The sequence below is a fragment of the Chitinimonas arctica genome (assembly GCF_007431345.1).
Classification (GTDB): domain Bacteria; phylum Pseudomonadota; class Gammaproteobacteria; order Burkholderiales; family Chitinimonadaceae; genus Chitinimonas; species Chitinimonas arctica.
Window position 1 is genome coordinate 671,512 of sequence record NZ_CP041730.1, and the last position, 18,338, is coordinate 689,849.

11 protein-coding genes and 2 pseudogenes are annotated in these 18,338 nt (G+C 63.7%); 6 read left to right on the forward strand and 7 right to left on the reverse strand.

What is annotated here, in order from left to right; translation table 11 throughout:
• Positions 1 to 122 precede the first annotated feature (122 nt).
• The 6 genes and pseudogenes from FNU76_RS03115 to FNU76_RS03140 all read left to right on the forward strand — a co-directional run bounded on the left by FNU76_RS03115 (position 123) and on the right by FNU76_RS03140 (position 7,375).
• Positions 123 to 932 (forward strand): cysteine hydrolase family protein, encoded by an 810-nt coding sequence (locus FNU76_RS03115; protein WP_143856350.1) that lies wholly within the window; start codon positions 123 to 125, stop codon positions 930 to 932.
• A gap of 21 nt (positions 933 to 953) precedes the next feature.
• The gene (gene pncB / locus FNU76_RS03120) at positions 954 to 2,159 is read left to right on the forward strand and encodes a nicotinate phosphoribosyltransferase (RefSeq protein ID WP_143856351.1); all 1,206 of its coding nucleotides are present in this window, start codon (positions 954 to 956) and stop codon (positions 2,157 to 2,159) included.
• A gap of 10 nt (positions 2,160 to 2,169) precedes the next feature.
• Positions 2,170 to 3,858 carry an NAD+ synthase gene (locus FNU76_RS03125; protein WP_143856352.1) on the forward strand — a complete coding sequence of 563 codons (1,689 nt, stop codon included), beginning with the start codon at positions 2,170 to 2,172 and terminating at the stop codon, positions 3,856 to 3,858.
• 3 nt (positions 3,859 to 3,861) lie between these two features.
• A pseudogene (locus FNU76_RS03130) lies at positions 3,862 to 4,827 on the forward strand (bifunctional nicotinamide-nucleotide adenylyltransferase/Nudix hydroxylase); the annotation flags it as partial.
• Positions 4,728 to 5,273 (forward strand): annotated as a pseudogene (locus FNU76_RS24840) (hypothetical protein); the annotation flags it as partial. The pseudogenes FNU76_RS03130 and FNU76_RS24840, both read left to right, overlap by 100 nt.
• A 158-nt stretch (positions 5,274 to 5,431) precedes the next feature.
• The gene (locus FNU76_RS03140) at positions 5,432 to 7,375 is read left to right on the forward strand and encodes a leucine-rich repeat domain-containing protein (RefSeq protein ID WP_143856355.1); all 1,944 of its coding nucleotides are present in this window, start codon (positions 5,432 to 5,434) and stop codon (positions 7,373 to 7,375) included.
• A 141-nt stretch (positions 7,376 to 7,516) separates the two neighbouring features.
• On the opposite strand, the gene FNU76_RS03145 is transcribed toward FNU76_RS03140, so the two are convergent.
• From FNU76_RS03145 to FNU76_RS03175, 7 genes are all read right to left on the reverse strand, one after another.
• Positions 7,517 to 8,434: an Rpn family recombination-promoting nuclease/putative transposase gene (locus FNU76_RS03145; RefSeq protein WP_143856356.1), complete on the reverse strand. Its 918-nt coding sequence runs from the start codon at positions 8,432 to 8,434 to the stop codon at positions 7,517 to 7,519.
• Between the two features lie 196 nt (positions 8,435 to 8,630).
• Entirely contained in the window at positions 8,631 to 12,062 is a 3,432-nt protein-coding gene (gene tssM / locus FNU76_RS03150) for a type VI secretion system membrane subunit TssM (protein ID WP_143856357.1), read from the reverse strand.
• A gap of 34 nt (positions 12,063 to 12,096) precedes the next feature.
• Positions 12,097 to 13,374, reverse strand: coding sequence for a type VI secretion system protein TssL, long form (gene tssL / locus FNU76_RS03155; RefSeq protein WP_143856358.1), 1,278 nt, complete (start codon positions 13,372 to 13,374; stop codon positions 12,097 to 12,099).
• A gap of 11 nt (positions 13,375 to 13,385) precedes the next feature.
• The gene (gene tssK, locus FNU76_RS03160) at positions 13,386 to 14,720 is read right to left on the reverse strand and encodes a type VI secretion system baseplate subunit TssK (RefSeq protein ID WP_143856359.1); all 1,335 of its coding nucleotides are present in this window, start codon (positions 14,718 to 14,720) and stop codon (positions 13,386 to 13,388) included.
• Between the two features lie 69 nt (positions 14,721 to 14,789).
• On the reverse strand, positions 14,790 to 15,974 hold the full coding sequence (locus FNU76_RS03165; protein WP_143856360.1) for a type VI secretion system-associated FHA domain protein: 1,185 nt from the start codon (positions 15,972 to 15,974) through the stop codon (positions 14,790 to 14,792).
• Entirely contained in the window at positions 15,971 to 17,947 is a 1,977-nt protein-coding gene (locus tag FNU76_RS03170) for a type VI secretion system Vgr family protein (protein WP_223879205.1), read from the reverse strand. Before FNU76_RS03170 ends, FNU76_RS03165 begins: the two co-directional genes overlap by 4 nt.
• The gene (locus tag FNU76_RS03175) at positions 17,944 to 18,333 is read right to left on the reverse strand and encodes a DUF4280 domain-containing protein (protein WP_143856362.1); all 390 of its coding nucleotides are present in this window, start codon (positions 18,331 to 18,333) and stop codon (positions 17,944 to 17,946) included. Before FNU76_RS03175 ends, FNU76_RS03170 begins: the two co-directional genes overlap by 4 nt.
• Positions 18,334 to 18,338: the final 5 nt, after the last annotated feature.

Sequence of the window (18,338 nt, forward strand, 5' to 3'; positions counted from 1 at the left end):
GCCTGACTTTATCCACAGGCTGTGGGGATGATTTAGCGGATAAGCCGTCTCAACATAGTTGCACAATGCAACTATATTGGTCACAATAGCCGCACCTCCACCATTCAGCGAATGGAACCGCGATGCACACCTCGGGCAATACGCAGCTTCTGATCATCGATCCGCAAAACGACTTTTGCGATATCGCCGGCGCGGCACTGCCGGTACCGGGCGCCCATGCCGATATGCAGCGCCTGGCCGGCTTGATAGCCCGCCTGGGACCGGCCTTGGCGGGCATCCATGTCAGCCTCGACTCCCATCATCCACTCGATATTGCCCACCCCGGCTGGTGGTGCGATGCGGCCGGGAAGGCGCCGACGCCGTTCAGCGTGATCGGCGTGGCGGAGGTACGCGGTGGCATCTGGCGGGCGCGCGATCCGGCTCGGCAGGCTGCCAGCCTGGCCTATGTGGAAGCGCTGGCCGGCCGGGGCCGCTACCAGCTGATCATCTGGCCGGAACATTGCCTGATCGGTAGCTGGGGACACAATGTACAGGACGACCTGCAGCGGTCGCTGCACGACTGGAGCCTGGCCAGGCTGCGCAACGTCAATTATGTCGGCAAGGGCAGCAATCCCGGCACCGAGCACTATTCGGCCATCGCGGCCGAGGTACCGGACCCGGCCGACGCGGCCACCCTGCCCAATCTCGACCTGCTTGAACGTTTGGCTGCCGCCGATACCATTCTGGTCGGCGGCGAAGCGTTGTCGCACTGCGTGGCAGGTACCGTCCGTGATATCGCCGACCAGCTCGGCGCCGATCAAGTCGGCAAACTGATGTTGCTGGCCGACTGTTGCAGCCCGGTAGCCGGCTTCGAAGCGCAGGCCGCCGCCTTTGTCGGCGAATTGCAAGCCCGTGGCATGCGCTTGGGCCTGTCGACCGACTATCAAGCTTGAACCCGTAAAGGACTCTCCCGCATGTCTGCCGCTTCGTTCGACCCGGTCATCCTTTCGCTGCTGGATACCGATCTGTACAAATTCACCATGATGCAGGAGATCCTGCATAGCCAGCCCGAGACCCAGGCGGAATACACCTTCAAGTGCCGTAATCGGCCCGAACTGCCGCTGGCCGCGCTGCGCGGCGAGATCGAGGCTCAATTGGACCATCTCTGCGGACTACGCTTCGGCGAAGACGAATTGGCCTATCTCGGCGGTCTGCGTTTCATCAAATCCGACTTTGTCGATTTCCTGCGCCTTTTCCAATTGCAACGGCGTTTTATCCGCCTGGAAGCGGATGGCGACGGGCTGGATATTCGTGTCAGCGGCCCCATGCTGCATTGCATGCTGTTCGAAATCTATGTGCTGGCCATCGTCAACGAAGCGTATTTCCGCCAGTTCGCGCAAGAAGCGGCCTGGGCCGCCGGCGAGCAAAAGCTGGCCGCCAAGCTGGCCGCGCTGCAAGCCTTTGCCGCCGAGCCGGCGCGGCGGGCACCCTTCGTCTTTTTCGACTTCGGCACGCGCCGCCGGTTTTCGCGCGAGTGGCATGCCCATGTGGTGGCGACACTGGCGCGCGAAGCCGCCCCGTTCATGCGCGGCACCAGCAATGTCCTGTTGGCCTGGCGGCATGGGCTGACGCCCATCGGCACCATGGCGCACGAGTATCTGCAAGCTTTCCAGTCCTTCGGTTCGCGGCTGCGCGATTTCCAGAAAAACGCATTGGAACATTGGGTGCGCGAATATCGCGGCGACCTGGGCATTGCCCTGACCGATGTGGTCGGCATGGATGCCTTCCTGCGCGATTTCGACCTGTATTTCTGCAAGCTGTTCGACGGCTTGCGCCATGACTCGGGCGATCCCTTCGCTTGGGGCGAGAAGGCCATCGCCCACTATCACGCCATGAAGATCGATCCCAACAGCAAGATGCTGGTATTCAGCGACGGCCTGAACCTGGAAAAGTCCTTCGCGCTGCACCGCCATTTCGCCGACCGCGCCCGTACCGGTTTCGGCATCGGTACCGATCTCAGCAACGACTGCGGCCATACCCCGCTGCAAATCGTGATGAAGCTGGTGCATTGCAACGACCAGCCGGTAGCCAAGATCAGCGATAGCCCGGGCAAGGGGATGTGCGAGGACGCAAACTTCCTGAACTATCTATGCGATGTATTCCAGACGGAACGCCGGTGAGGAAGCTGCCATGACGCTACGTATTTCGCTTGCCCAACTCGACTACACCCTGTGCGACTTCGACGGCAACCTGGCCCGCATGCGCGTCGCCATCGCCGCGGCCAGCCAGGCCGGGGCCGACCTGCTGGTGTTTTCCGAACTGTGCCTGTCCGGCTACTACCCGCAGGATATCGTCGAGGAACCGGATTTCCTGCCGCGCCAGCAAGCGGCGCTCGATGCCTTGCTCGAACTCTCGCGCGCCACCGACACGGCGCTGGCGATCGGCGCGGTCACGCGCAACGAAGGGGTGGGCAAGCCTTTGCACAACAGCCTGTTGCTGATCAAGCGCGGCGAGATCGTGCTGCGCTACGACAAGCAGTTGCTGCCCACCTACAATATTTTCGACGAGCGCCGCCATTTCGAACCGGGCGTGAACCAGGCCGCCCTATTCGAACTGAAGGGCCATAGGCTGGGTTTCCTGATTTGCGAGGATGCCTGGAATAGCGAGGGCAAGGATTACGCCATCGATCCGGTCAAAACCTTGGCCGAAGCCGGCGCCGAGCTGTTGATCAGCATCAACGCCAGCCCCTCCCATGTCGGCAAGCCGGCGCAACGCCATGCGCTATTCGCCGGCATCGCACGCCACTGGCGCTTGCCGCTGGTCTACGTCAACCAGGTGGGCGCCAATGATCAGATCGTGTTCGACGGCGGCTCCTTCGTGGTCGATCCCTTGCACGGCGTGGTGCACCATCTGCCGCTGTTCGAAACGGCGCTGGAAACGCTGGAGTTCGAGCAGGGTTTTCGCCGCCAGGGCCAGGCGCTGGATCAGGCCGTCGAGCTGCACCTGGCCGACAGCGAGTTCTATTATCGGCAAATCATCCTGGGCCTGCGCGACTACGCTGCCAAGATCGGCTTCCATAAAGTGGTGGTGGGCTGTTCCGGCGGCATAGACAGCGCGCTGACCCTGGCGCTCGCCGCCGACGCCCTGGGTGCGCACAATGTGGTCGCGATCACCATGCCATCGCAGTACTCCAGCCGAGGCAGCGTGACCGACTCGGTGGCGCTGTGCGCCAATCTCGGGGTGTCGCTGCTGGAACATCCCATTGCGGAACTGGTGGCCGGCTACCGTGCCGGCTTCGCCGGCCATTTCCATACGCAGCCCTCCGGTTTGACCGTGGAAAACCTGCAAGCGCGCATCCGCGGCACCATTCTGATGGAGTATTCCAACCACTTCGGCCATCTTCTGCTCACCACCGGCAATAAATCGGAGATTTCGGTCGGCTATTGCACGCTGTATGGCGATACCAACGGCGGCCTCAATATCATCGGCGATCTGTACAAGACCGAAGTCTTTGCCCTCGCCGCCCATTACAACCAGCGGCATGGCCGCGAGCTGATCCCGCAAGCCATCATCGACAAGCCTCCATCGGCCGAACTGGCGCCGGACCAGCAGGATAGCGATTCGCTCCCGCCCTACCCGGTGCTGGATGAAATCCTCAAGCTACATATCGAGGGCAGCCGCTTGCGGCCGGCCGAACACGCGCATGCCGACGCCTTCGTCGCCGAGCTGCTGGCGGCCGGCGACGGGGCCTTGGTCGAGCGGGTGCTGGGTCTGGTGGCCAAGTCCGAATTCAAGCGCCGCCAGGCGCCCCCCATCATCCGGGTGCGCAATCGCGCCTTCGGCAATGGTCGGCAAATGCCGATCGCCACGGCTTGGTGAGATATGGACTTCGATACCCTGGTCTATATCGGCCGCTTCCAACCGCTGCATAACAGCCACCTGGCCCTGTTGCGGCAAGCCTTGGCCAGGGCGGAACACGTACTGGTGGTACTGGGTTCGGCCGGACAAGCACGCAGTTGCCGCAATCCCTTCACGGCGGCGGAGCGGCAGGACATGGTCCGCGCCAGTCTCGGCAAGGAGGCCGACCGGGTCCGCTTTGTCGGCATACGCGATTACTACGATGGTGCGCGCTGGCGGGCCGCATTGCAGCAGGCGGTCACGGCCGCGATACCGGCTGGCCGGCGCATCGGCCTGATCGGCCATCTCAAGAACGATAGCACCCGCTATTTGCAGGATTTTCCGGACTGGCCGCTGCTGGCCATGGCCAATATCGATGGCCGCAACGCAACCGATCTGCGTGCGCGGTGGTTCGAGGCGGAGGGCGACGTCGAGCCCATCGCAACGCACCTACCGCCGCCGGTAAGCGAGTTTCTGCGGCATTTTTCCGCCGGCGCCGACTTTGCCGCGCTGCTGGGCGAGTACCGTTATCTGGGCGATTACCGCCAGGCCTGGGCAGCAGCGCCGTATCCCCCGGTATTCGTGACGGTCGATGCCGTCGTACACTGCTGCGGGCACGTGCTGCTGATCCGGCGCGGCGGTTATCCGGGCAAAGGCTGTTGGGCCTTGCCCGGCGGTTTTCTCGATCCACGCGAACGGGTAGCGGACGCCGCGCTCCGTGAACTGCGGGAGGAAACCGGCCTGCTGCTACCGGCCGAGCTAGCGAACCCGGCGGCATCGCAACACGCCTTATTCGACCATCCCGACCGCAGCCCGCGCGGGCGCACGCTGAGCCACGCCTTCTATTATCCGCTGCCGCTGGACCGGCTGCCGGCCATCCAGGCGGCGGACGATGCCGCCGCGGCCCGTTGGGTGCCCGTAGCCTCGCTGGCCGGCATGGAAGCGGAAATGTTCGAGGACCACCTGCTGATCCTCGACCGCTTCCTGGGCCTGCTCTAGCGCCTCTCCCGTTCAAACCCAAGATCGATCGTATGCCCTCCCCCGCCCACTCCGACTCCTACGTCCGCAAATCCCTCCTGTTCGCGCTGAGCGCCGAACGGCTGACCCTGTTTTACCAGCATGACGATTGGATCAGCGATACGCAGGCCATCACCCTGGCGCAACTCTGGCTGGAGCGTGCGCAATTTCGCCTAAGCGCGGCGGAGTTGCGCCGCGTGGCCATGCTGAGCGACGGGTTCGCCCGCAAACTGGCAAGCAGCCTCTCGCGCGAGGCTGGCCTCTACACCGCGCACGATATGCAGGAAGCGCTGGACCCCCGCCACGACTCTCCACTGGCCAGCCAGTTGCGCGAGGAATGTGCCCGCCTGGATGACGAACAAGAGGCGGGCAGGCCGTAATGGCCCTGGGTACGACATTTCCGGAGGCATTTCGATAGCGGCCGCCCATTTGTGGAAGCCCGCCCGAGCATGCGGCTGATTTGATCGAGTCCTTGCCCGGCGTGTCAGGCGCCGCTAGTACGCGGTACGCGCGGGCTTAATGCACGGAGCCCTCGTCGATGCAACCGAGCAGGATCGTCCCCCACCCGCAGTCGCCGGGCACCATGCAGGCGCGCCTGAATACCCTTGCCCATCCCGCCCAGCAAGCGGTACTCGACCGCTTGCGCCGCCAGGACCCCACGTTTTTATCATTGCGTCTATGCACCGATAAATACCAGTATGTCGAGGTAGGCACGAACCTCCGGCCGCTGGTCGCCCCCGATCCGCCGTTCCGGGACTGCGAAAATCCGATGGAAACCCCCAGCCGGAACACCTTCGAATTCGGCATCGACGATGGCGATCTCATGGATACGTGCAACCCCGGCGTGCTGCGCGACTTCGCCAATGCCATCGCGGAAAACACCACGCTGGAAAAACTCACGCTGGAACGCACCTTGCTGGACCGCGCCAACGTCGACCCGCTGTGCCACGCCCTGATGCGCAACCCATCCTTGCGCGAGTTGCACCTGAAACATGTACGGCTCGATCCGGCTGGTTTGGCCATGCTGTTCCGGACCATCGCGGCAAGCCGCCTGCATACCCTTACCCTGGAAAACCTTCCCCTCGATCGCAACGATACGCGGAATCTGTGCAAGGCCCTGGTCGAGTGCGAAACACTCGAGTGCCTGAGTTTGATCAAGAACGAGCTGACCGGCCCCTGCGCGGTAACGCTGGCCGGCCTCCTCAAAAACCATGCCGGTCCCAGGACGCTGATTCTGCGCGACAACCCCATCCAGGCCGTCGGCGCGCACGCCTTGGCCGGTGCGCTCACCCACAACCGCTCACTGGACACCTTGATACTCGACTATTGCCAAACCCGCAGTAGCGGCATCAACGCCCTGATGGAAGCACTGCAGGTCAATACCCACCTCCGCGTGCTGCACTTTTACAGGAATCACCTGTATATGGATGACGCCATAAGCGATCACTGCGGCAAGACGATGGCAAAGACACTGGCGGTGAACCGCCACCTCACCGAACTCGGGCTAGGCCAGTGCGGATTGAATGCCGGCTTTGCCAAGCATCTATGCGCTGGTTTGGCCAACGCGTCCCGGCTGGCCGTGCTTAATCTGGATCACAATGGCATCTTTGGCGGCAGGGAAGTGGCCAAGGCCTTGGGCCTGGCGCTCAAATCCAATACCAGCTTGACCACGCTGCTGCTGACGAACTGCAAGATCGAAAACCTCGCCTGGAACCTGCTGTCGGAAGGCCTTGCCGGTAATCCCCACAGCCGGCTTCATAGCCTCTATCTGGGCGGCAACGAAATCTCCGACATCCCCCTACGAACGGCCTTCGACGTCACCCGACAAAGGGTCTTGACCTTCAACCCGCCGGAAACTGTGCCCTTGGATTCGTTCGAGCACATCGCCGCAAGCGAAGCCGTGCTCAGGGTCGATCTGTTCGGCTGCAAATTCAAGGATTTCACCTTGGAAAAGCAGCTTGCCCCCGCATTGCGGCGGCACCGCCAAGCGGCGGAAACCAAGCTGGCGGCGCTGACCAAGGCGGGGCAACAGGCAATGGATGCCAATCGGTTCAAACTGGCGAGCGAAAAATTCAGGGAAGCGCACCAACTGCAACACGGCCATAGGGAGCATGGCTTGATGACCACACCCAGGCTCAAGACCGACTTCCCCGTTTCGGATAGCTTGGCACAAGCCGAGCGCGTGTTCTTCGCCGCCAACCGGCAAGCCGGCAGGGGCTGGGCGGCACTGGAAAGCAAGCTCCCCATCGTGGCGCGCGCTATTTTCCAAAATGCACTGGCGCTGTGCGCCGACTGCGAGCAAGCGCGATGGGGTTTGGAAGCACTCGACAAGCAGTCGCCGCCCGCCCCAGGCGATAGCATGGGGAATGCCGATCTGCCGGTCGAGAGCGCCGCAACGCGGCCGCTTCTACCTCGGTTTTCCGACCCCCCGATGCGTAAGGACAAAGGTAAGGAGCGTGACTACGGTGGGTGGGTGGCTTAGCGAAGCTGTTTGGGCCGTGCAGACCAGGCCTGACGACCGTCGACCGTTGCACCACGAAGTAGCCGGGCGGCGCTGGGAGCCGACTTCCGGCGAAGGTGCATTCGCCTGGACGATAAATCCAAGGCCGTCATTTCACGGCACTCAGTCGCTCGCCTGCTTGAGATCTGTTTCGACAAGCCCCGTTAGCTGCATCACGGTGGCTTTGTCCATACCTCTCTCCAGCATGGCACGGGCGACTTTTAGCAACGTATCTTTATTTTCTGCGCGCCCAAGTTCCAAACCGCGCTGTTCTCCACGCTTCTCACCGCGCTCTTCAAACATTTGGGCGATGGTTGTCATCACAAACTCCTCATACTGTGGCGCACCACGCGCCAAGGTTGCCAACAAAGCATTCGGCAGGCTGGTTTCCCCTACCTGTATGACATAAGTCAGCAGGCTTTTCATTTGGTCGGGGGTACAGGGGTTTGACTGGTTCAAGTCGAACAGTTCCTCAACCAGCGGAGCGATATCACGCACGCCAATGTACTTCTGAACGTACTCCAATTGGGCGATGCCTTTGTGCTGGCGAATTTCTTCGTCCGGTATCACCGTGACATCCACCAGCGGGAAGGGCCTGGTATACAGGTTGACGGCGGCTTCCGGCCGGTCAAACAGATCAAGCCAGTCGGTGCTGTAGGGGTAAGGGCTGACGCGGCCGTGGTAGAACAAGAGCGGCACCACCAAGGGTAGGCGATCATTGCCTTGTTGCAGATGATTATGCATGGCGGCAATGCAATAACGCATCAGCCGGAAAGCCATGAGCTTGTCCGCGGTCGATTGGTGCTCGATCAGCACGTAGATATACCCATCCTGGCCAGCGGTTTCGACCGAATACAGGATATCCGAGTAGTAAGCACACAAATCCGGCTCGATAAAGGAACTGGATTCCAATCGCAGCGTGCTCAAATCACATCGGTCGCGCAGTGCGGGCGGCAAATGCACCTTCAGGAAATCTCGCGCCGTATCGGGATTGGTTAAAAAATTCTTGAACAGCGCATCGTGCGGGGTCGAGGTGCTCATGGCGGCAGTGTGTGGAAAGCGGACGTTTTAGGGTTGTCAGGGCGATACCAAATGTGCGCCCGACTTTTTAACGCCTGGTGCCTTCACCCGCCAATCAGGCAAAAGCCTGAATCACGCTGATCAAAACCATAAAACCGGCATCACGCCGGTTTTATGGTCGAGTTTGCATCTTTTGCAGCGCCGCTTAACCGGGCGGTTACAAACTGTCCGGGCAGCGGAACTGGCTCAATGCCGCAAGATTGAACGGATTCACCACGCTGGCGGCATTCAGGGCCAAAGCCACCTGCTTGCCGCCCAGGTCGAATGTCAAGTTGAAGCGGTCCAGTTGCAGCGGTTCCAGCTTGGCTTTATCGAGCAAATGAAATAGCGCCCAGCTACCGTTGATGCTGATGCCGCCACCGGCTTCGGCGAGATTGGGGGCGTAGTCCAGTCGAGCCGGCCGTGCCGCTTGCGCCGCCGGCCAGCGAAAAGCGGTGGGGCGAGCCGGGCCATGGGCGTAAACCAGGGTCTGGCCGCCGAGGTCGAGGGCGAAGCGGGTCAGGTTGGCGTCCATGCCAATGGGCGTCAGCTCGAAACGTACCGCCGCAACCTTGCCGCCGTCGGCGAAAAAAGCATCGCGGATGGCGGCGGCCCGCTCGAACTCCTGCAGTACGCTCTGCGGCAGCGCCAGGCTGGCCTGCGCCTGGCTACGCCAGCGCCATTGGCCGGCCGTGGTATCGACATAGCGCAGCAAGTTCTTCTGAAAGAAATCGTCCACCAGGCCGCCTGGACCCAGCAGCCGGCCGAAATCGTCCGGATTGACGTCCTGTGCGCTTTGCCGGTTGAATGGATAGCGGCCATCCAGTGCCTGGCGGCAGGCCGGCGCCACGGTCGCCAACCACAGCGCATTCAAGCGCTCGCGCTCGCCGCTCAGCGCCAGGGAGGCACTGCTGCCAGCCAGTGCGCCCAGCAGGGAACCGATCAATTCCGGCTGGCCTTCGGCCGCCAAGCGCAAACGGGCCAGCGCTTCGTCGGCGGGCGGTGCGGCCACGCCCCGCTGGCTGGCGGACAAGGCCGCATCGAGATAGACCCCGACCTCCTTCAACTGCGCCTGGATCTGCTCCAACGGCGCCGGCCCGGCCATGCCCGGCCGCCCAACCATTTGATGCAGGGCGGTAAAATGCTGTTCGACCGGATTGGTGCTGGCGGCACTGTTCGTAGGCGCCGCTTTGGCGGTCGCATCGCTATCGAAACTCGTCTGCTTGGCTACTGCCTGCAAAAACTGCCGCATGGGCGAATCGGCCGCCGCCAGCAGTTTGACCACCGAAGCCTGGTGCTCCAGCGTGGTCGGCGCCAGCAAGGTCACATCGCCCAATAGCGCTTCCCAGCGTTCGATGTATTCGGCGAAGTAAAGGCCGTCCAGTGCCTGCTTCAGCGTGCCGGCTTCGCGCGCGTCAGCCATGGCCTCGCTTTTGCCCAACACCCAGTTTTGCTGGTTCAGGTCGGCGATGGCCTGGTCGCGCAACTGCAGGTAGCGGATATAGCCGGACCGCGTGTAGGCACCCTCCACCCCTTGGCTGAGCAGGCGCCCGCTGCGCCGGCTCAGCACCAGCGGTGCGTTGATGCCCGCCATCTGGCTGACCGAATAGGGTTCGGCCACGGCCCGCAGCAGCTTGACGCGCAGTGGTTCGTACAACCGTTGCGCCAAGGGTTGACGGGCCAATTCGACGCGGGCACGGGCTACCAGCTCTGGATCGGCGGTTTGGTCGCGGACCACTTGCCGCCCCTGGGTCAGCGCGGCGAAATGTACCGCCAAGCCGGCTTTTTGCTGCCCATCCAGCCCACTGCGGCCACGTGTATCGCGATCTATCCAGTCCAATACCGTGGCGGCATCGTAGACACTGCGATTGCCCAGCATCAGGTAGGCCCGCAAGGTCTGATAGCGTTGGGACGGATCCAATCCCTCGGTCCGCAAGGCCTCGCCCAGGCGATTCAGCAGATAAGGCCGCAAGGTCTGTTGCAGGATGCGTTGGTACAGGGCTTGGCCGGCACCATCCAGACGCTCGCCGCGATAAGGGCCGTAGCGCAGCAGCAAGGTCTCCGGCGCGGGCCGGCCATCGCCGCCGGGGATCGCCCTGGCGGTGTCCAGCAATGGCAAGAGGGTCTCGGGCTGGTGAATATTGTAGCCATTGCGCGTCCAGCGCTGCAATTCCACACTCGCCCGGCTGACCGCCGTTTGTTGCTCGCGCTGATGGGTATAGTTGCTTAGCAGGAGTACCGCCGCCAGCAAACCGGTCACCGCGATGGCGCCCACCGCCGCCCGCTGCAGCCAGCCCCGGCGCCGCTCCAGCTTCCAGTTGGCGCCGGCCAGACCGGATTCCTGGAAGATCACTTCGCGCAGCAGGCGGGTCAGGAAGAAAGCGCGCGGCTCCCCCGCCATGGGGGTGGCGATATCGGGCGTGCGCAGCTGTGCCGCCAAGGGGCTGATCGCCTGCATGGGCAAGCTACCCTCTTGCTGGGCGCTGCTGAAATACACGCCCCGCAACATGGTATTGGGCCGAAAACGCGAGGACTCGAAAGCCTCGTGCAGAAAATGAGCCAATCGTTCGCCCAAGGCGGCGAACTGGATCGGAAAGCCGTGTATGGCGGCGCGCCGTTCCAGGTCGCTTTCCTGTTGCAGCCGGTCGACCAGCCGCGCATGCATTTGGCCGACCAGGGCCTGGAATTGGGCCGGAAAGTCCGCCAGGCTGTCGTCCACCTGGTCCGGTTCGCGCAAGGGAAAGCTCATTCCCCATACCTGCGCGCGCTGGTCGCGTCCCAGGTCTTCGAAATAGTCGGCGAAGCCGGGCAGCCGATCGCACTGGGTCACCAGCAGATAGACGGGAAACTGGGTGCCCAAGCCCAGATGCAGTTCGCTGATGCGCTCATGCAGCAGATTGGCCTGGGCCGCCCGCGCCGCTTCATCCTGCCAGAGATCGGCGACATTGAGCGTGACGATCACGCCATTGAGCGGGCAGCGGCGACGGTAGCGGCGCAAATACTGCAACAGCGTGTCCCAGACCGCCAGCTCGGCGCGGTCGCGCTGCGGTGCGAGCGTGCAGCGCCCGGCTACATCCAGCAATACCGCCCGCTCGGCGATCCACCAATCGCAGGGCGCGCCGTTGCCGCGTCCATCGGCGGGCATCATGGCGGCGGGGAAACGCAGGCCGGATTGCTGCAGCACGCTGCTTTTGCCACTGGCCGAGGCACCCAATAACAGGTACCAGGGCAATTTGTAGATGTCGTGTCCGCGTAGCCGGCTAGCCAGCCCGACCCGGCGCAACAGCCGCTGCGCTTCGCGAAAACCGTGCGCCAGCGCATTGCGCTGGTCGATGCTGTTCTGCTCGTCCGGCGCCAGCGCAGCCGTGCCGGGCATGACCAAACGCACACCCGACAATTTGCCGGCCAGGCCGCGCAGGCTCCAATACAGCAGCCAGATACCCAGCAAGACCAGGATCAATTGAACACGGACCATCACGGCCGCAAGGGGGGCTTTGCCATCCACGGCGATACGCGGCCCCTGGAACCAGACCAGGAGCGCCAATAGCACGGCCAGCAAAAGCGAGAGGACAAGGGGCTTGGCAAGCCAGCCAGCAATTCGTTTGATCATTCGAGGCAATCTTCACGCAGGGGGCGGGAGGGTTTTAAAGCGCGGCGCCGGGCGCCAGCACGGTGATGACCACACGGCGATTGCGGGCCTGGTTGGCCGGGCTATCGTTGGCAACCAGCGGCTCCAGCTCGCCACGGCCCTGGGTCAGGAAGCGTTCCGGTTGGCCGGCCTGGCGCAGGATGGCCAGCACGGCATCGGCGCGCGCCTGCGACAGCTGCCAATTGGAGCCGAAGCGGTTGGACGTCAGCTTGCGATCATCGGTATGGCCAGCGATCACCACCCTGCCCGGCACGGTCCGAAGGGCCTCGGTCAAGCGCCCCAACAGCGGCCGGTAAGCCGGCTGCACCTCGGCGCTGCCCGAGGCGAACAAGCCGTCCCCGAACAGGGTCACCACCGAACGATCCCCACCCTCCTGCACCGACAGCAACCTGGCGGCGATCTCCGGTGCCAGCAACTGCGCCAGCCGTAGCTCCAGCAGCGGCTTGGCCACCACCGGCTTGCGCGGTGTTTCCAGCCCGATCTGCTGCAGCTCCGCCAGCAACGTATCGTTACCGCTCTCCAGGCGCCAGCGCAAACCGCCGTACAGCAAGACGACCGCCAGCGTCGCCAGGCCCAGCGTCAACCACAGCGGCTTCATGCGCAGCAGCGGGCTGCGCCTGTCCACCACGCCGCGCCATTGCGGCGACAGTTCCGCTTCCGGCACCCCGCGCTGGCCACGGATCAGCTGCCGCAACCAGGCGCGCAATTGCTCCAGCTCGCCTCGCCCCCCTTCCACCAGGCGGTAGCGTCCTTGCAGGCCCAGCGCCAGGATCAGGTAGCACAGCTCCAGGCCGTCGATATTGGACTTGGGATCCTGTGCCAGCCGTTGCAGCAATTTGAAGAATTGCTCGCCCCCCGCGGCCTCGCCATGAAAGGTCACCAGCAGGCTGCGGCTGGCCCAGGCGCCGCCGCCGCCCCAAGGCGTGGCCGAAATGACTTCGTCCAGCAGCGTGCACAGGCAGTAGCGCGCCGTTGCCAGCAGTTCGACGGCAATACGCTGCTGCTGGCAGTCCGCCACGAAGGTCTTGGTCATCTCCATCAGCTGGCCGCGCAATGCTTCCATGGTCGGTGGCGTCATCGTCAGGCGCAGCAGCGGCACCAGTTGCAGCAGCGGCTGGGCCGCCCGTACCAGCGGATTCAGGCCACCCAGCTGGATGGCCGCCAGTTCGGCATATTCATACGCAAGGCTATTCGCCTCGAACGGCGCGGGGATGGCCGCCGCCTCGGCGCCCTCCGGTGCGAACCGTTGTTCCGCCACGGTTTGATTCAACATATCCCCTCCCTTTAGCGGCGGATCGCCCAGAGTTCCATATCCAGGCCGGGGAATTCGCCGGCCACGTGCAAGGCGATGCCGGCCGAGCCGGCCAACTGCGCCCACAGCTCATGGCTGTTATCCAGTGCGAAGTAGCTATAGCCGGCATGGAACGGGAGTTGCCGAGGCGCCACCGGCAGGCCGCGCAGCCCGACGCCGGGGAGTTGCAGGTTGACCAGGTCGCGGATCTTTTCCACCGGACCGATCTTGACCTGCGCGGGGAAGCTGCTCCAGATCGCCTCGACCGGCAGGTCGGCATGCACCGCCAGCACGAACGAGGCGGTATTGAATAGGCTGGGATCGGGCAAGACCGCCACGCTCAAGCCGAACTTGCGCTTCTCCAAGGCGATAGGCACCGCCAGGGGGTCCATCACCATGCTGAGCGAGTGGCGCAGCTCGGCCATCAGCGGCTGGAAGCTTTGCTGCAGGGCATCGTGCTGGTAGGCCGGATAGCGGGAGCTGCGCTTGCTTGCCTGGCTGAAGCTGGCCAGCTCGCCGGCCAACTGCACCACGGCACGGTACAGCTGCTCCGGATGCAGTCCGCTACAGGCGCTGAAATGGGTGAACAGCGGTTCGGCGCGGTTGATCAGCTGCAGCAGCAGGAAATCGGCGATTTCGCCGGTGCCGGTGACGCCGGGTTGGGCCAGCCTGGCCGCCAGCGCATCGCCGCGCTGGTGAAGCAGCCCCGCCAGTTCGTCGACAAAGGCCGCCAGCCGCGGCGCCACCCGATAGTCGAGACAGGGCGGCGAATAGGCCGGGTCCAGCACCAGGCGGTTGTCGTCGCGCCGTTCCACCACGCGCGCCACGCCCAGCGTGGCATAGGCATTGGCCACCTGCTCGGCCGGCGCCAGGCGCAGCCGCAGGCGCCCTACCCGCATCAGCGCACTGTCGTCGGCCCCTTCGTTGCTGTCATGCACCTCGCACTCGGCCCCCTGATAGCGGGCGTAGGCGTCGGCATGCAGATTGGCGCCCACTTCCGGCACGCCGGGACGGCGCAGCGGCAGGGCCAGCACGATTTGCGTATCGCGCATATCGGCTGGAATATCCAGCGGCAGCGGTAGATCGTCATTCAGTGGCAGCGACAGCGGCGTGCCGTCCGGCATCACCCCTTCGCAGGCCAACAAGGCCAGCTTGCCCAGGCCCAGCTGCTGCTCATCGATCAGCAGGCGCGAGAAACCCCAGCTATAGCCCCCCAGGGCGCGGCAGCGTGCTTCCAGCAAGCTGTGCAGATAGCGGTCCTGCTGCTGCAAATGCTGTGGTTGCAGCAACATCCCTTCGGACCAGATGACTTTGTTGTTCCAGAACATGTTTCCCCGTCTTACTTTTAATTGATCTTATTGTTCACCCGCACCCAGCTTTGAAGACCCTCGCTATCGCTATACCTCCTGCGGCGCGGTCAGCAGGCAGAGCCGTTGATATTCCAGCACCACGGCTTGGTACTGCTTGTCGAATTCCCCCCAGGATTTGGCCGAACGCTGCCATGGCAGCGCCGCGCCTGCCTCGCGTTGGATACGTGTGGGTGCGAGCCGCAGCAATACGTCGCAGAGGGCGGCCTGCAGGCTGGCGATCTTGTCGTGTTGGCGTGCATTTCCGGCGGCCAAGGCCTCGACCAGCACGCCGCCGTCCGGCCGGCTGTCATCCGCCGGTTCGCACAGGCATTGGCGCAAAGTCACTCCGGCATCGGCCTGTAGCGACGTGCTGCGACCGAGCCGGGACGGCGACGGATTTTCCAAGGCGGCTTCGACCGCCGAGCGCAAAAGCCGGCCGACCCGTTCGGCGAAATGCGGTGCCTCCGCCTGTTCCAGCGCGAGTTCAGGCAGGCCCAGGCCGTGTAGCAACCGAGCCAGGATTTCCGTCGCCTGGGTTGCGGCGGCGGTCAAGGCTGTGTCAGGTCCCGTTTCGAACAAGGCGGGCGACCGGGCAAGCGGACCAACCGGCAGCGGCTGGCCCGGCCGGCTGAGGCCGGCGGCCGGATCGTAGCCGTCGGGGAAAATATGGCTCGCCCCACCCAGGGGCAGGCGTTCCGGCGCAACGTGGTCGCTGATGGAACCGGCGAAAGCCGGGCCGTCGGTGGCCACCGGCATTGTCAGCAAGGGATCCGCTTCGATCAGGCGCAGCGTGGGTGATCCCAGCGGGATTTCCTCGGCCAGCGGTAAAAAGCTGGCCAAGGTATCCAGTCCCTGGTATCCATTTGCTGCAGCAGTCTGGACGCCGCCCGCCACACCGGCCCCACCTTCCAGCCCGACTTCCAGATGGTAGGGACCGATCCGCAAGCGGTCGCCATGGTGCAGCCGTGCCGCGATACCGAATTCCAATGGGCGCTGATTGTGCTCGATCCGGTTGTTGCCCAGGTCGTTGAGATAGAAGGCATCTTCCCGGTATTCGATGCGGCCTTGCAGGCGCGAGACGGTTTGCGATTCGTCGGCCAGCACCAGCCTGTTTTCCGGCGCACGGCCCAGCGTACCGCCGCTGCGATCGAAAAGCGCGCCGAGGGCCTCGATGGGCACCACTTCGCAATGGCTGAGCACGGTCAGGCGCAGGGTGGAGGGAGTGGAATTCATGCTAGCTCCTTGCTGCCGTCGTCCGCCTTCAGCGGCGCGGTCGGCGCGGTGGGGGAACAACCGGCGCCCGCGCCGGCGCCACCGCCGGCATTGAGCAAGACCGGCGTGCCGGTAATGGATACGCTGGCCGGTCCGATCACGATGGAGCCGCCACCGGCCTTGAGGGTGATGCTGGCGCCGGCTTCGATCACCAGGTTGGTGCCGGCCTTGATATGGACGGCCATGCCGCTGTCCACGGCGAAATTCATACCGGCTTTCTGCAGCAGGTCCTTGCCGGTTTGCAGCGAGACGCTGCCATCCACCTTCTGGTTATGATCGCCGCCCACCAGGGTATGCATGGCGCCGCCCACCTTGACGAACTGCTTGCCCTCCACCTGCAGATGCTGGTCGCGGCCCACCCAGGTCAGGGCATCGTGCTTGACGTAGCTTTCCCAATCCTTTTCGGCCCGGATAAACAGCTGCTCGCTGCCCTTGGCATCATTGAAGCGCAGCTCGTTGAAGCCGCCGCCCCCCTTGGACGAGGCGGTCTTGATGGTGGAAATGGCCGCCTTGGCCGGCAGCGCATAGGGCGGCATATTGGCGGCGTTGTAGACGCTGCCGGCGACGATGGGTTGATCCGGATCGCCATCGAGAAATTCGACGATCACTTCCTGCCCCACGCGCGGCAGGAACAGGCTGCCCCAGCGCTTGCCGGCCCAGCCCTGCGCCACCCGTACCCAGCAGCGTTGCAAGCGCTTGTCGGCCGGGGCCGGCGAAAACTGCTCCCAGTGGAATTGCAGCATGACCCGGCCGTATTGGTCGGTATGGATCTCTTCGCCTTCCGGCCCCACCACCATGGCGGTCTGCGGCCCCGTCAGGCTGGGTTTTGTCGTCAGCGGCTGCGAACAGAAGCCGACATCGTGCCCGATCAAATTCATGGTGCAGGCAAAGACCGGCTTGGCATCGGTTTCGAGCACCGTGGCGTAAGCGTCGGAATGGAGGGTATAGCTGGCCGATATCACCAGATATTGCCGGTTCTGGTCGGCACGCGGATGGCCGTTCAAGCGGAACAGGCCGCCCGGACAGACGCCGCGCGCATTGGTCTCGGCCTCGATGCGCTGGCTCAGCACCTTGTGCGCCTGCAAGGCAATACGCGCATAGCGCTCGCCCTGGGCGGCATCGGTATAGGGCGCGGGACAATCCTGTTGCTCCAGCTCGCCCGCTTGCGGCAACTTCGCCCGCGCCAGCAGACCTTGCTGGCCGCTCTTGGACGGCGCCTCAAAATCAAAGGCATTGCTGCTGAAGCGGCCGGCCTGCAATTGTCTGCCGCCACGCCATTGCCGAATGGCTTCGCACAACTGCGCGCCCCAGGGTTTGTAATCGACCTGGCCATAGCCGGGGATGGCGGTGTGCACCTGGGGCGAATCCGCCAGCACCAGGGTATGTTTGCCGCCGGCATGGCGGAAGAAGTAATAGATCCCTTCGCGTTCGATCAGGCGGCTGAAGAAATCGAAGTCGCTTTCCCGATACTGGGCGCAATGCGGCAATACCGGATAGCTGGCGGAGCACTGGTTATCGACATCGATGTGATAGTCCCGCTCAAGCAGATCCAATACGATCTGCAACACGGTCTTGCCGGAAAAGAAGCGGCAGTGCGAAGCACGCGTCAGTAGCCATAACCGGGGCCGCAATACCGCCTGGTAGGACAACAGCCGGTCCGATTGCGGCAAGGCGGCGCCCAGGCCGAACTCGCTGACGATGCCATTGAACTGGCGTTCGCCGCCGCCGGCCAGCGCCAAGGTCACCGACATGTCCTGGCCGAGCAGCGCGTCGAAATCGAGATCGGCATCGGTGCCGAGCAAATCCAGGCGGTACTCGCTCAACCGTCCGAGCGCTTCTTCGCCCTGCATGCGCAAAAGCAGCAGGGTATCGGCGGCAAGCGGGCCCTTGACGGCAAGTTGGCGGTTTTTCTGGGTAAACAAGGATGTCGTCACGGTAGTTGGGTCTGGGTGGTGCCGGCCATATTGATGGCGATCATGCCGCCCCAGTTGCACAGGCATTTGGATGCGTTATCGAGCGCCGGGAATTGGCCGATGATCACGGTCGGTTTGCCGGGCAGCCACGGCGCGGGCGTCACCGGTACGCACGGCATGGGCGTCAATGCCCCCATGGCGGCCGCCGTGGCCGCCGCCACCATGGGATTGGCCGGCGAGTTGCACATGCCGAAGGGCAGGATATTGACCATGGGCTTGGAGTCCATGATGGTCGCGGCCGGGCCGGTCTCGGCGATGACCTGGGCGAGCGGCAGCACCACCAGGCTCGATGGGGCCGCGCCAAAACTGCATTTGAGCATGGCGCCGTTGGCGACTTGATTGGACACGATGG

What these genes read in the sequence shown, in the direction of transcription:
- pncB (WP_143856351.1), top strand. Translation starts at nt 954, where the DNA reads ATGTCTGCCGCTTCGTTCGACCCGGTCATCCTTTCGCTGCTGGATACC.
- FNU76_RS03145 (WP_143856356.1), bottom strand. Translation starts at nt 8,434, where the DNA reads ATGAGCACCTCGACCCCGCACGATGCGCTGTTCAAGAATTTTTTAACC.
- tssM (WP_143856357.1), bottom strand. Translation starts at nt 12,062, where the DNA reads ATGATCAAACGAATTGCTGGCTGGCTTGCCAAGCCCCTTGTCCTCTCG.
- tssK (WP_143856359.1), bottom strand. Translation starts at nt 14,720, where the DNA reads ATGTTCTGGAACAACAAAGTCATCTGGTCCGAAGGGATGTTGCTGCAA.
- FNU76_RS03125 (WP_143856352.1), top strand. Translation starts at nt 2,170, where the DNA reads ATGACGCTACGTATTTCGCTTGCCCAACTCGACTACACCCTGTGCGAC.
- FNU76_RS03140 (WP_143856355.1), top strand. Translation starts at nt 5,432, where the DNA reads ATGCAACCGAGCAGGATCGTCCCCCACCCGCAGTCGCCGGGCACCATG.
- FNU76_RS03115 (WP_143856350.1), top strand. Translation starts at nt 123, where the DNA reads ATGCACACCTCGGGCAATACGCAGCTTCTGATCATCGATCCGCAAAAC.
- FNU76_RS03165 (WP_143856360.1), bottom strand. Translation starts at nt 15,974, where the DNA reads ATGAATTCCACTCCCTCCACCCTGCGCCTGACCGTGCTCAGCCATTGC.
- tssL (WP_143856358.1), bottom strand. Translation starts at nt 13,374, where the DNA reads ATGTTGAATCAAACCGTGGCGGAACAACGGTTCGCACCGGAGGGCGCC.